Raw genomic sequence first — 304 nt, 5'->3', positions numbered from 1 at the left:
GTACGAGCCTATTCACGGCTCCGCTCCCGACATCGCGGGGAAGGATCTCGCCAACCCTCTCGCCACGATTCTTTCGGCGGCAATGATGCTCCGCTACTCATTCGGTCTTGAGAAGGAAGCGCAGGCGATTGAAACCGCCGTCAACAACGTGCTGGATCAGGGACTGAGGACGGGAGACATCGCAAGCAGAAGCATCGCAGCAAGCAGCGGCGCGGCAAGCGGCGGCGGCGAAAAAATTGTGGGTACTAAGGCGATGGGTGAGGCGGTACTAAAGGCGTTGGAGGAAATATGAAAAGCGATCAAT

At 57.6% G+C, this 304-nt stretch carries 1 protein-coding gene; it reads left to right on the top strand.

Features of this window, described 5'->3' with window-relative positions:
* On the top strand, positions 1 to 292 hold a 292-nt coding region (locus ACYVTD_RS19030; protein WP_461249141.1), incomplete at its 5' end, for an isocitrate/isopropylmalate family dehydrogenase.
* Between the last annotated feature and the right edge of the window lie 12 nt (positions 293 to 304).

The organism is Treponema sp. R6D11, assembly GCF_054786075.1.
Note: the sequence above shows the minus strand (reverse complement) of the source record. Positions and strands in the feature narration are given on the sequence as shown.